At 57.5% G+C, this 14,094-nt stretch carries 9 protein-coding genes; 7 read left to right on the forward strand and 2 right to left on the reverse strand.

Features of this window, described 5'->3' with window-relative positions:
* Positions 1-136 precede the first annotated feature (136 nt).
* Entirely contained in the window at positions 137-2,845 is a 2,709-nt protein-coding gene (gene mgtA / locus D5067_RS20385; protein ID WP_119935761.1) for a magnesium-translocating P-type ATPase, read from the reverse strand.
* Between the two features lie 396 nt (positions 2,846-3,241).
* On the opposite strand from mgtA, the gene treR reads away from it, so the two are divergent.
* The 4 genes from treR to D5067_RS20405 all read left to right on the forward strand — a co-directional run bounded on the left by treR (position 3,242) and on the right by D5067_RS20405 (position 8,324).
* Entirely contained in the window at positions 3,242-4,189 is a 948-nt protein-coding gene (treR, locus tag D5067_RS20390; RefSeq protein WP_119935762.1) for a trehalose operon repressor TreR, read from the forward strand.
* 127 nt (positions 4,190-4,316) lie between these two features.
* A complete protein-coding gene (treB, locus tag D5067_RS20395) occupies positions 4,317-5,735 on the forward strand; it encodes a PTS trehalose transporter subunit IIBC (RefSeq protein ID WP_199746123.1) in 1,419 nt (472 codons plus the stop codon).
* Between the two features lie 51 nt (positions 5,736-5,786).
* Positions 5,787-7,442 (forward strand): alpha,alpha-phosphotrehalase, encoded by a 1,656-nt coding sequence (gene treC, locus D5067_RS20400; RefSeq protein ID WP_119935764.1) that lies wholly within the window; start codon positions 5,787-5,789, stop codon positions 7,440-7,442.
* A gap of 135 nt (positions 7,443-7,577) precedes the next feature.
* Positions 7,578-8,324 (forward strand): oligogalacturonate-specific porin KdgM family protein, encoded by a 747-nt coding sequence (locus D5067_RS20405; RefSeq protein WP_119935765.1) that lies wholly within the window; start codon positions 7,578-7,580, stop codon positions 8,322-8,324.
* 8 nt (positions 8,325-8,332) lie between these two features.
* Here the strand turns inward: D5067_RS20405 and D5067_RS20410 are convergent, their stop codons facing one another.
* Positions 8,333-8,992, reverse strand: a complete 660-nt coding sequence (locus tag D5067_RS20410; RefSeq protein WP_119935766.1) for a MurR/RpiR family transcriptional regulator — start codon at positions 8,990-8,992, stop codon at positions 8,333-8,335.
* Positions 8,993-9,171: 179 nt separating this feature from the next.
* Between D5067_RS20410 and D5067_RS20415 the strand changes: the two genes are divergently transcribed.
* The 3 genes from D5067_RS20415 to D5067_RS20425 are packed head-to-tail and all read left to right on the forward strand — an operon-like array spanning position 9,172 to position 13,757.
* Positions 9,172-10,575 (forward strand): PTS fructose transporter subunit IIC, encoded by a 1,404-nt coding sequence (locus D5067_RS20415; protein WP_119935767.1) that lies wholly within the window; start codon positions 9,172-9,174, stop codon positions 10,573-10,575.
* A 10-nt stretch (positions 10,576-10,585) separates the two neighbouring features.
* Complete coding sequence (locus D5067_RS20420; RefSeq protein WP_119935768.1) at positions 10,586-13,183, forward strand: glycoside hydrolase family 38 N-terminal domain-containing protein; 2,598 nt, start codon at positions 10,586-10,588, stop codon at positions 13,181-13,183.
* A 1-nt stretch (position 13,184) separates the two neighbouring features.
* Positions 13,185-13,757 (forward strand): PTS sugar transporter subunit IIA, encoded by a 573-nt coding sequence (locus tag D5067_RS20425; protein ID WP_119935769.1) that lies wholly within the window; start codon positions 13,185-13,187, stop codon positions 13,755-13,757.
* Positions 13,758-14,094: the final 337 nt, after the last annotated feature.

Here is a 14,094-nt window from a genome sequence, read left to right on the forward strand (position 1 = left end):
AGCGATTGCGCCGACGGAGATCACAGGTTGTTGAATTTGGGAGGAAAGCCAGTCCCCTCACCCCGGCCCTCTCCCCAAAGGGGCGAGGGTGTAATCATCCCCTCTCCCTTCCAGGGAGAGGGTGAGGGTAAAAAAATTACTGCCACCCGTACCGGCGCGCATAGAACCCTTTCACCATCTGCGTCAGCACCATGTAGCCCGCGAGGATCGCCACCAGCCACGGGAAGTAGCTCAGCGGCAGCGCCTGAAGCTGCAGGTAGCCAGCCAGCGGTGAGAACGGCAGCGCGATACCCAGCGCCATCACAATGCCCGTCATGATAATCAGCGGCCACGCCGCGCGGCTCTGGATGAACGGAATGCGGCGGGTGCGGATCATGTGCACAATCAGCGTCTGCGACAGCAGACCCACCACGAACCAGCCGGACTGGAACAGCGTCTGGTGTTCCGGCGTGTTGGCGTGGAACACAAACCACATCAGGCAGAAGGTCAGAATGTCGAAAATGGAGCTGATCGGGCCGAAGAACAGCATAAAGCGGCCGAGATCGGAGGGGTTCCAGCGCTGCGGCTTCTGGATCTGCTCGTCATCCACGTTATCAAACGGGATAGCGACCTGAGAAACATCGTACATCAGGTTCTGGATCAGCAGGTGCAGCGGCAGCATCGGCAGGAACGGCAGAAACGCGCTCGCCACCAGCACGCTGAAGACGTTACCGAAGTTGGAGCTGGCGGTCATTTTGATGTACTTGAGCATGTTGGCGAAGGTGCGGCGGCCTTCGATCACCCCCTCCTCCAGCACCATCAGGCTCTTTTCCAGCAGGATGATATCCGCCGCCTCGCGGGCAATATCCACCGCGCCGTCGACGGAGATACCAATATCTGCCGCGCGCAGCGCGGGCGCGTCGTTGATGCCGTCGCCCATAAAGCCCACCACGTGCCCTTCGCGACGCAGCAGCGTGACGATGCGCTCTTTGTGCATCGGCGTCAGACGCGCAAACAGCGTGGTGTGCAGGGCGAGTTTCGCCAGCTCGTCGTCGGAGAGGTGCTCAATGTCGCTCCCCACCACCACGTTGCCCGCGTCCAGCCCCACTTCGTGGCACACTTTAGCCGCCACCAGCTCGCTGTCGCCGGTGAGGATCTTGACGGTAATACCGCTCGCCTTCAGCGCCTTCAGCGCCGGCGCGGTGGTCTCTTTCGGCGGATCGAGGAATGCGATGTAACCTTCGAGGATCAAATCGGATTCATCGATACGCTGGTAGTCCCCTTCGCGCGCGGGCAGGAACTTGCTGGCGACGGCCACCACGCGCAGCCCCTGACGGTTCAGGTTATCGGTGACGCGCTTGATGCGGCGCAGCATGGTGTCGTCCAGCGGCACAATCTCGCCGTTATGGCGCACCTGCGTGGAAACGTTCAGGATCTCCTGCAGCGCCCCTTTGCAGATCAGCTGATGAACATCTTCCTGCTCGCTCACCACCACCGACATGCGGCGGCGCTCGAAGTCGAACGGAATTTCGTCCACCTTCTGCCAGCGGCCGGAGAGCGTGCGGGCAGACTCTTCATCTACCCCCTCCAGCACCGCCACGTCGAGCAGGTTTTTTAGCCCGGTCTGGTAGTGGCTATTCAGCCACGCGGTGTGCAGCACGCGATCGCTGGGTTTACCGGCGATATCGGTGTGGTTCTCCAGCACGATTTTATCCTGCGTCAGGGTGCCGGTTTTATCGGTACAGAGGATGTCCATCGCGCCAAAGTTCTGAATGGCGTCGAGGTGCTTGACGATCACTTTCTGCTTAGAGAGCTTAACCGCCCCGCGCGCCAGCGTGGAGGTGACAATCATCGGCAGCATTTCCGGCGTTAAGCCAACGGCCACGGAGAGCGCGAACAGCGCCGCTTCCCACCAGTCGCCCTTGGTGTAGCCGTTGATCAGCAGGACAATCGGCGTCATGACCATCATAAAGCGGATCAGCAGCATGCTGACGCGGCCAATTCCTTTCTGAAACGCGTTCGGCTCGCTTTCCTGCTCCGTCACGCGCCCGGCAAGCTGTCCAAACCAGGTGTTGCCGCCCGTGGCGGTCACAATCGCCTGCGCCGTACCGCTGACCACCGTGGTGCCCATAAAGCACAGGGTGTCGCACTCGAGCGGGTTCATCTGCTGCGGGTCGCGGCTGCGCGCCACCTTTTCAACGGGCAGGGATTCCCCGGTCAGCGAGGCCTGGGCCACGAAGAGATCGCGCGCCTGGACGATGCGTAAATCCGCCGGGATCATGTCCCCCGCCGCCAGCTTCACCAGATCGCCCGGCACCAGCTGGTCAATAGGCAGCTCAACCCAGGCGTTTTCGCCGAGGTCGTTGATCACGCGGGACACGGTGGCCGTGTTGCTGACCATCGCCTTCAGGGCATCCGCCGCCCTGGTGGAGCGCGCTTCCTGAATGAAGTTCAACAGCGTGGAGATACCGACCATCAGGGCAATGACGCCCGCGGCAAACAGATCTTCTGTGGCGTAGGAAATAATGCCCAGCACCGTCAGCAGCAGGTTGAACGGGTTGCGGTAGCAAAGCCACAGGTGTACCCACCATGGGGAGGGCTTCTGCGCGGGGATCTGGTTATCGCCGTGCACGGCGCGGATTTTTTCTACTTCGGATGCGTTTAGCCCTTCCGGGTGTCCGCCAAACGCGCGCCAGACCTCGTTTTCATCCATCGCCGCCGCGTTCAGGCAGCGTTCGGTCAGGGAGGCGGGGATGGCCGCCCCCGCGATGTTTTTAGCGTTTGGCAGCGGGTCGCGCTGAATAAGACGGTGTGGCAGGTGGCGGCTCAGCATGGCCTGCAGCTGCCGGGTGATATTTTTAAACATAGGCATTCCTCCGCATCCGCAGGGGCGGACGCAGCATTTCCTTCAGGCGTGGCAGGGCCGTACCTGAAAGGCACTGAATTTTTCAAGCAGGAACGTTTAGAACTTAAGACGCTACTGCCTCACGCCGGTGAGACAGCAACAGGGCTGGCTTACCGGAAAGAACGTTTTCTCCCGTTCAGGAGAGGTGTGGGATCGGGATCCATGTGGCCTCCGGCAGGTAAAAAGTAGGGTGTCGCCGCGCAGTATAAGGATTTAACCATACCGTTTGTGGCTAATCGGGCGGTATTATAACTCCACGCAAATAAACCGAACGTAAACCAGACTTTGCCCATAGCGAAATCGCGCTATAGCATTAGGCTCATTTCACTACATTGTCGTTGTTACAGGGAATACAGCATGCAGAACCGCCTTACGATTAAAGACATCGCGCGTTTAAGCGGCGTGGGGAAATCAACCGTCTCGCGCGTGCTGAACAACGAAAGCGGCGTCAGCGAACGCACGCGCGAGCGCGTCGAGGCGGTTATGAATCAGCACGGTTTTTCCCCTTCCCGCTCCGCGCGCGCCATGCGCGGACAGAGTGACAAGGTGGTGGCCATTATCGTCTCGCGTCTGGATTCCCTCTCGGAAAATCTTGCCGTGCAGACCATGCTGCCTGCGTTTTACGAGCAGGGCTACGATCCGATCATGATGGAGAGCCAGTTCTCGACGCAGATGGTGGAAGAGCATTTGGGCATGCTGCAGCGCCGCAACATCGACGGCGTGGTGCTGTTTGGTTTTACCGGCATTAAAGACGAGATGCTCAAACCCTGGCAGCCGTCGCTGGTGCTGCTGGCGCGCGATGCGCCGGGGTTTGCCTCCGTCTGCTATGACGACGAAGGGGCGATTATTACCCTGATGCAGCGTCTGTACGATAAGGGCCACCGCCACATCAGCTATCTGGGCGTGCCGCACGCGGACGTCACCACCGGCAAGCGGCGCCATGAAGCCTATCTGGCCTTTTGCAAAAAGCACAATCTCTCCGCCGTGGCCTCCCTACCGGGGCTGGGCATGAAGCAGGGCTACGAGCAGGTCGCCAGCGTCCTGACCCCGCAAACCACCGCGCTGGTCTGCGCCACGGATACCCTTGCCCTTGGCGCCAGCAAATATCTGCAGGAGCAGCGTATCGATAACCTGCAGGTGGCGAGCGTCGGCAGCACGCCGCTCATGAAGTTCCTGCACCCGGAAATTATTACCGTTGACCCAGGCTACGCCGAGTCCGGAAGACAGGCCGCCGCGCAGCTGATCGAGCAGATCAACGGACGCGCTGAGCCGCGTCAGATCGTCATCCCAGCCCACCTTTCTTAACCCCCGCTAAGCGGTTTATTGTGATCTTCGCCCGGTTTCGGGAACGTTCCCATTTTCGCCGTCACGCTGAAGGAGTAGGCTTGCGCTCAGGTCATTACCCCCTCAACATCAGTCATGAGGTTTCATGATGAGTAAAGTTAAACAAGCCGATATCGATCGGTTGATCGTCCTGGTGGGCGGGCGCGAAAACATCGCCACCGTCAGCCACTGCATTACCCGCCTGCGCTTCGTGCTGAACGATCCGTCAAAAGCGGACCCGAAAGCCATTGAAGAGCTGAAGATGGTCAAAGGCTGCTTCACCAACGCCGGACAGTTCCAGGTGGTGATTGGTACCGAAGTGGGCGATTACTATCAGGCTCTGCTGGCGACAACCGGGCACTCGTCTGCCGATAAAGAGCAGGCGAAGAAGGCCGCGCGCCAGAATATGAAGTGGCACGAGCAGCTGATTTCCCACTTCGCGGAGATCTTCTTCCCGCTGCTGCCGGCGCTGATCAGCGGGGGCTTAATCCTGGGCTTCCGTAACGTCATCGGCGATGTGCCGATGAGCGACGGCAAAACGCTGGCGCAGATGTATCCGGCGCTGCAAAGCATCTACGACTTCCTGTGGCTGATTGGCGAAGCCATCTTCTTCTATCTGCCGGTCGGGATCTGCTGGTCCGCGGTGCGCAAGATGGGCGGCACGCCGATTCTCGGTATCGTGCTGGGCGTCACGCTGGTCTCTCCGCAGTTAATGAACGCTTACTTACTTGGTCAGCAGGTGCCTGAGGTGTGGAACTTCGGCCTGTTTACCATCGCCAAAGTGGGCTATCAGGCGCAGGTGATTCCGGCCCTGCTGGCCGGCCTGGCGCTCGGCTTTATTGAAACCCGCCTGAAGCGCATCGTGCCGGATTATCTCTATCTGGTGGTGGTGCCGGTCTGCTCGCTGATTCTGGCGGTGTTCCTGGCGCACGCCTTTATCGGTCCGTTTGGCCGCATGATTGGCGACGGCGTGGCCTTCGCGGTGCGTCACCTGATGACCGGCAGCTTCGCGCCAGTCGGTGCCGCGCTGTTTGGCTTCCTGTATGCCCCGCTGGTGATCACCGGCGTGCACCAGACCACGCTGGCGATTGATATGCAGATGATCCAGAGCCTCGGTGGGACCCCTGTCTGGCCTATCATCGCGCTGTCTAACATTGCCCAGGCGTCTGCGGTCACCGGCATCATCATCATGAGCCGTAAGCACAACGAGCGTGAGATCTCCGTTCCGGCAGCCATCTCCGCCTACCTCGGCGTCACCGAACCGGCGATGTACGGTATCAACCTGAAGTACCGCTTCCCGATGCTCTGCGCGATGATCGGCTCCGGTCTGGCGGGCTTGCTGTGCGGCCTCTACGGCGTGATGGCGAACGGGATTGGCGTCGGCGGCCTGCCGGGCATCCTCTCCATCCAGCCCGCCTTCTGGCAGGTGTTTGCCCTGGCGATGGCCATCGCGATTATCGTCCCAATGGCGCTCACCACCGTGGTTTACCAGCGCAAGTTCCGTCAGGGCACGCTGCAGATTGTTTAAATCCTTCTTTCGGGGCGCAGTTGCGCCCCTTCGCATTTGCAGGAACACACTATGAATAACCTTCCTCACTGGTGGCAGAACGGCGTCATCTATCAGATCTACCCAAAGAGTTTCCAGGACACCACCGGGCGCGGCACCGGCGACCTGCGCGGCGTAACGCGGCGCCTGGACTACCTGAAAACCCTCGGCATCGACGCCGTCTGGCTGACGCCGTTTTACATCTCCCCGCAGGTGGATAACGGTTACGACGTCGCAAACTACACCGCCATCGACCCGGCCTACGGCACGCTGGACGACTTCGACGAGCTGGTTGCCGAGGCGCACGCGCGCGGCATCCGCATCGTGCTGGATATGGTGTTAAACCACACCTCAACGCAGCACGCCTGGTTCCGCGAGTCGCTGAACAAAGAGAGCCCGTACCGCCAGTTCTATATCTGGCGCGACGGCACGCCGGAGCAGCTTCCGAACAACTGGCGCTCCAAATTCGGCGGCAACGCCTGGCGCTGGCACGCCGAGAGCGAGCAGTACTATCTGCACCTGTTTGCGCCAGAGCAGGCGGACCTCAACTGGGAAAACCCGGACGTGCGCGCCGAGCTGAAAAAGGTGTGCGAGTTCTGGGCCGATCGCGGCGTGGACGGCTTGCGTCTCGACGTGATTAACCTCATCTCTAAAGAGCAGGATTTCCCGGACGACAACATCGGCGACGGCCGCCGTTTTTACACCGACGGGCCGCGGGTGCATGAATACCTGCAGGAGATGAGCCGTGACGTCTTCACGCCGCGCGGCCTGATGACGGTGGGCGAAATGTCGTCGACCTCGCTGGCCAATTGTCAGCAGTATGCGGCTCTCGACGGCAGCGAGCTGTCGATGACCTTTAACTTCCACCACCTGAAGGTAGATTACCCGGGCGGCGAAAAGTGGACGAAGGCGAAGCCGGACTTCGTGGCGCTGAAAACCCTCTTCAGCCACTGGCAGCAGGGCATGCATAACAGGGCGTGGAATGCGCTGTTCTGGTGTAACCACGATCAGCCGCGCATTGTGTCGCGCTTTGGTGATGAAGGCGAATACCGCGTTCAGGCCGCGAAGATGCTCGGCATGGTGCTGCACGGCATGCAGGGCACGCCGTATATCTATCAGGGTGAAGAGCTGGGGATGACCAACCCGCACTTCAGCCGCATCACCGACTATCGCGACGTAGAAAGCCTGAACATGTTCGCGGAACTGCGGGCGAACGGTCGCGACCCGGACGAACTACTGACGATCCTGGCAAGTAAGTCCCGCGATAACGGCCGTACGCCAATGCAGTGGGACGCGTCGCACAGCGCGGGCTTTACCGAGGGCGAGCCGTGGATTGGCGTGTGCGATAATTACGAAACCGTGAACGCCCGCGCGGCGCTCGACGACCCGGATTCAGTGTTTTACACCTATCAGTCGCTCATTAGCCTGCGCAAAACGCTGCCGGTGCTGACGTGGGGGGATTATCAGGATCTGCTTCCTGAGCACGCTTCCCTGTGGTGCTACCGCCGCCAGTGGCAGGGGCAAAGCCTGATTGTGGTGGCGAACCTGAGCAGCGAGCAACAGCAGTGGCAGCCGGCCCCTATACAGGGTGCATGGCGGGCGGCACTCAGTAACTATGAAGACGTTCCCTCCCGCCCCGATACGCTGGTATTGCGCCCGTTTGAAGCCATCTGGTGGGTGCAGGAATAACTCTCAGGAGATACAGCATGCTGTATCTCCTTTTTTATGTTTAGCGATACGCTAAATGTACGACGATAACTTTTACATCGCGATGTAACAAAAATAAAAATAGCCCTGCCAATTAAATAACCTCGGCAGGACATTATGAAAAAGACAATTATTAAAGCAATGTGTATTAGCGCATTATTATTAAGCACGCAGGGATGGTGCGGAAATACATCCGTCGACCTTCGGTTTGGACATAATACGCGCTCGGACGTAAATGATTCACGTATTAAGGTCATGCATCAGGCGAATAACGGTTTTTACTTCTCCGTTGAAGCCGCACAAAACCACAACGATACCTTTTTTGGTGATACCGATCGCTATAATCCCGACGACAAAGGGTTAACGGAAGCGGCGCAGGAAATCGAAACGCGCTGGCGCGTCGATCTGGGAAATGGCTTTGCCGTTGCGCCCGGCATGGTAACGGTTTTCACCGCCAGCAATACCCATTACCGCCCCTTCATTCAGGGCTGGAAAGCATTTGATAACGGTCTGAATCTTTCCGCACGTTACCGCTATAACACAGTCAATGACGCGCACAGCGACAAAGCGTTAGACGGCAGCGGCTACACCCGCCGCCAGTCGCACCAGTTCGACATTTGGTTCGCGTATAACATTGGCAAATTCGGTATGTCCTACAATCCACGCTTCCGCTGGCAGGATAACGTCGATCAGGGAACCGGGGATGATACCTACTGGGAACATACCGTCGCGTTCAACTACAAGCTAGACGATGGCTGGACGCCTTACGTCGAATTGGTTTCGCTGGATAAAACGTACATCACTGCTGATGGCAATCATGAAAATGATTATGCCGTACGTCTCGGAATAGTGAAGCAGCTCTGACGGCCTGACTACACCGTATCGTGCTGCAGTAGCCTGCAGCCGATACGGTCCACGGCGATTAACAGTTCAAGCTGCCCTTCCCGCTGATACAGCGATACCGCGTTAATGTCGATCGATAACGGCCAGCATAGCGTTGAGATCGCCGCCAGTGTCGACCCCTCGCGGGTAATGGCAATAATCTTTAACCCTTTGCGCAGCGCGTTACGCGCCATCTCAATCAGCGACTGCGTCTCCCCTGATTTACTGATCAACACCAGCGTCCCCTTCGATACCCGTGTCAGCTGGTGCATGTCATTTAAAATAAGGTGCGGCAGGCTCGCCAGCGATAAAAAGCGCGACAGGTAGTTGAGGCTGGTGAGCGAGGCACCGCGTGCGTACAGGTAAATGTGGCTGGACTGCGTAAGCAACCTGGACACCTCTGCCACAATATCATCCGCCTGCGGCCCCACGTCAGGCTCTACCGGGGCAGGTGTAAAATGATCGCGCAAAAAACGATACCGAAGCTCGGTATAGCTTTTATAGCCCATTTTTTTACACACCCGATTAACGGATGTTGTCGTGGTAAAGGTGTCACGGGCAATCTCTTTTGCCGATATATTAGAAATATTACATGCATGATACTGAATGTATTCAAATATCAAACGTTCACTTCCCTGGAATGAATTCATCTATTACACCCTGTTTAATCCCGGCATGATATTAACACAGCGGAAAAATAGTCTCTGGAAGGCGCTTCACACATTGCCTTTACGCGTATCACGATACGTAATTAGTATTAGCAAACATTAAAAACTGTTTTAGGTTCTCTTTATACTTTCCCTGTTTTCACATCCAGGGAATTATGACAATGACAAAACAAAAAGTTGTCGCGGTAACGGCCTGCCCGACAGGCATAGCACACACCTTTATGGCGGCGAATAAAATTATTGCATGGGCTAAAGAGCACAATATCGAAGTAAAGGTCGAAACGCAGGGCAGCGACGGTGTTAAAAACCGCTTAACAAAACAGGATATCGCCTCCGCCACGGCCATTATTCTGGCCACCGACGTTCCCATTCAGGATGCCGAGCGTTTTGAAAACATTGCCCACCTTCAGACCCGCACGCAAGAGCTTATCAAGCATACCGATCGCTATTTGCGTCAGGCGCTGGCAAAGGGAAAAAACGTCGCCTCCGACTGCGTAGCAGACGAAGACGATTTCCAGCGTTCGGCTTATCAGGTCTTTATCGGCCATATCATGGCGGCCATCAGCTATATGCTGCCGGTGGTGGTCATGGGCGGGCTGATGATGGCAACGGCCAAAATTACCGGGCAGTTTATTAACATTGAACATTCGCCATTCAGCGTGCTGGATAAAGTGGGCTTTATGACCATCAAGTTCATGTACCCGGTTTTCGCCATGTATCTGGCGTTTTCCATTGCCGGTAAACCGGCGCTGATCCCCGGGCTTATTGGCGGCATCATGTCAGACGAAGTCTACAAGCGCTTCTTTGATATCGAAGGCTTTATGCCGTCCGGCTTTTTCGGCGCCATTGGTATTGGCTTTTTTGTGGGCTATCTGGTGCGCTGGCTCAATGATTCGATTCGCGTCCGTCAGCAGCTCACCACCCTTAAAACTATGCTGGCCGTCCCGCTGATCGCCGGCATTACGCTGGTGATGGTCATGGAATACCTGATTAACCCCATTTTTGGCTCGCTTAACCAGCTGATGGTGGTCTTTTTTACCTCGGCAGGCGACACCGGACGCGGGTTCTATTCCGCGATGATCGCCGCGGGCACCGCGTTCGACCTGGGTGGTCCGGTCAACAAGGCCGCGGGCTCGGTCGCACTTGGTCTGAACGGCATGAGCGAGACGTTTGATTTAACCGCCCGTGAACTCTCCATCGTGATCCCCTCCATTGGCGTCGGCTTTGCCGCATTCCTCAACGGCCGATTTGGGCTACCGGATGTCTTCAGCCGGGAAGAGAAAACCGTTGGCAGCACCTCGTTATTGCTGGGCGTTATCGGGATCTCGGAGGGTGCCATCCCGTTCATTCTGAAAAACCCACGCCTGATCCCGGTATTCATGACCGGTGCCGTCGCCGGCACGCTGGTCGCGATTGCCCTGGGCGTAAAGCAGACGCTGCCTCTGCCGGCCATCTGGGGCTGGCCGCTGGCAACCAATGTGGCGGGCTACCTGGTGAGCGTCTTTCTTGGCGCGCTGATTTGCGCCCTGGGCGTGCTCTATGTCAGCCCAAAGAACGCCAGGTAAGGGGAACGTCATGAATCAGATCCACGTCATTGCCCATACGCACTGGGACCAGGAGTGGTATTTCACCCGTCAGGACAGCATGGTGCTGGCGTCGTATAACTTTGCGGACGTTATCGACACGCTGGAGCAGGACCCGGCCTATCATTGCTATCACCTTGACGGGCAGATGGCGGTGGTGGATGACTTTCTCGCCATCAATACCGATTATCGCGCCAGGCTGGAAACGCTGGTCAGAGAAAAAAGAGTATTTGTGGGGCCGTGGTATACCCAGACGGACAGCTACAACGTGCATGGTGAATCGATTATCCGCAACCTCAAATACGGCATCTTCGCTGCCCGTAGGCTGGGGCATGCTATGCAGGTCGGGTATCTTCCGGATACCTTCGGCCACAATGCGCAGATGCCCATGATTTTGCAGGGCTGCAATATCGACAATATCGTCTTCTGGCGCGGTATCGATCACGACAGGCACGCGAAAACCAGCCAGTTCCTCTGGCGCGCGCCGTCAGGTGCGACCGTCATCGCCTGTGCGATGGCGCTCGGTTATGGCGCGGCTAAAAACATGCGTTCGGAAGCTCTCCATCTGCAGGGTAAAATCTACCCGATGGTTAATCATCTGCGCTCACGGGCCGGTATAAACGACCTGCTCCTGCCCTGCGGCGGCGATCAGGTCAGCATAGACCCGGCGCTGCCGAAAATCCTGCAGGTCGCCAGCGCACAGTCCCCGGATCGGGATCGTTACCTCATCAGTTCGCTGGAGCACTACGTCAGCATTCTGCGCGCGCAGCGTGAACAGTTTGAACTCTGGGAAGGGGAGCTGAAATCACCGCGCTACACCCGTATTCATAAAACGATCGGCTCCGTGCGCTACGACATCAAAAAGAAAAATGATGAGGTTGAGCAGTTCGTCCTTCGACAGCTGGAGCCAACCATTGCAATGGCGCGTCATCAGGGGATCCCGGTCAACCTCTCAGTCGTCGATACGCTCTGGAAGAAGCTATTGCGAAGCCACGCCCATGACTCCATCGGCGGCTGTAATAGCGATGCCACCAACCGCGACATACTGCATCGGCTGGAGCAAACCGAACAGCTGTGCCACAGCCTGTGGAATCTGGTGGTGAAAACCCTGGCCGCCGCCTGCGTTCAGGAAGGCGGCCTGCTGATTTTTAATCCGCTAGCCACCCCAACGCAGCGCGTGGTGAAAACCACGCTCTATAGCCGCGCTGAAAATATCGCGCTGATGCACCAGGGGCGCCCAATCCCCTTCGACGTCCTGAAAAGAGACGCGTTGCCCGGCGGAACGGCGATCTCTCTCACCGCCGAAGGTGAATGTGAAACGCCCCTTCCCCCTTATTTCCGCTGGCAGGTTGCTTTGCAAACTCCGGTTCTGCCTCCGGTCGGCTATCTCACCGTCAGGGTTGAAGATAACCCTGCGCCGTTCCGCCAGCCTGAACAGATTAAGGGGTGTGAGATAGAGAATACGCGCTATCAACTGGCGCTGGATGCCGGAACGCTCACCCTGCAGGACAAACGCAGCGGCAGACGCATCCCCTCTTTCTTTACCCTGGAAGACTGTGCGGACGCGGGCGACAGCTACGATTTCTCACCGCTTGCGGGCGACGCGCCGACGCGCTGTTCGCAGTTCACGCTCATTGACTGCCTGAAAACGCCGCTTGTCGAAACGCTGGTCGTCGAAGCCAGAATGCTTCTTCCGCCGGGTCTCGCAGGACGTCAGGATTCTGGCCGAATGCCGCTATCTATTCATCTGGTATGCGAATTACGCCACGACGATCCGACCCTGTATGTCGAGGCTTCGCTGGAAAACAGCCACTGCGATCACCGGCTACGTTTACTGATCGGCAGCGATATTCACACCCGTCACGCTATCGCCTCACAGCCCTTCGCAATAATCCAGCGCGAAACGGGGTGTGCCGCTGAAAACTGGCAGGAGCGCTATCGCGAGATGCCCGTGGATATCGAAACCAGCGAGGGAATTATTGCTGTCGCGGAAGCGGGCAAAGCGCTGGTGGTAAATAGCCGCGGGATGAAGGAATTTCAGATCGTTGGCAGCGAGCCGGCGGCGATTGCCCTGACGTTGTTTAAAGCGACGGGCGTGCTCGGGCGCAACGATCTCGATTGGCGACCGGGCCGGGCCTCCGGCATTAATAATACGGTGGTCGAGACTCCTGATGCTCAGCTGCTGAAGCCATTGCACTTCTCATTCAGCGTCGCGCTGGCCGACAACGCCGACCATCTCACGCTTCGCCAGCTGGAAAATCAGGCGGCCGGGCAGCCCTTCACCTATCAACGTCAGATGCTGCACACGCTCGATCACCGTCTTGAGCGCTTTACGTTGCGTCTGCCCGACCGCAGGCTTCCAGCACAATTCTCGCTATTGACCCTGCCGGAGCCGCTCATCCTTTCCGCTCTGCCCCATGCGCAGCAGCTGTCAGGCACCGTCGTGCGCCTGTTTAACGCCGGCACGCAGCCGGCTCCCATCCCGGAATGTCTGGCTGGGCTCCGTCAGATCAACTATCTGGAAGAGCCGGTGCAGCCGGTAACGGCAATTCCCCCTTTCGCGACCTGCGATTTTTTGATGGAGGCTTAATATGAATTTGCTTGCCCTGACGCACCCCGATCTGGTTTTTATCAACCCGCCGCACCGTACGCCTGAATCGCTGATACGCTGGCTCGCCGAACCGCTCGCCAGGCGAGAAATCATCAGCGATGAAGAAACGTTTATCCAGAGCGTGGTACAGCGCGAAAGTGAAGGCCCTACCGCGCTGGGTGAGGCGCTCGCCGTCCCGCACGGTAAAACCGGGGCGGTGCTTCAGGCGGCGTTTTGTCTGGCGCTCTTTGACGACCCGATAAGCTGGCCGGGGCTGGACGGTGATGAAGAGGTCAGAATGGTTTTCTTGCTCGCCATTCCGCCAGCGGAAGCAGGCAGTACGCATATGCAGCTGCTGACGACGCTGACCAGCAGACTGACTGACGATCGGGTGCGCAAGCAGCTCCTGGCGGCACACACCCGGGAAGAGGCGATGTCCGCCCTAAGTGATGAAGAACCTCAAAAACAGGACGATGCCCCTGAACGCTCCCTTCTCATCCCGGTGGTGCTGGGCAGTATCGTTACCGCAGCCTTTTTGCAGGCGGGATTGAGCTGGGTCTGCGGAGTAAGTTAAACGAACAGCGCTCAGGACAGGCCGTGCTGAGCGCTTGTTTTTGTTGAATAATTAATCAGATTTTTCTCTCACGCATTTACAAATGCTGTAACGCCCGCCGTTTGTACTCTCGCCTTTTTACTTTGTTCTGCATCAATAAAATCGCAAACATGTTTGATGCAAATCACTATATGTAGCACTTAAAATGCATCCCGACCCAACATGTTGTATTTATCGTCTACTATTCCAACAACAAGACGGCGACTCAGCTCTCCGGAATTGTGGATAACACGCGTTGGGAACGAGGGAAGTCTCTGGCCTGGCTGATAATAGCCCCGGTGAAAACTTCTCCGCCTCT

This window comes from Enterobacter huaxiensis (genome assembly GCF_003594935.2).
Classification (GTDB): domain Bacteria; phylum Pseudomonadota; class Gammaproteobacteria; order Enterobacterales; family Enterobacteriaceae; genus Enterobacter; species Enterobacter huaxiensis.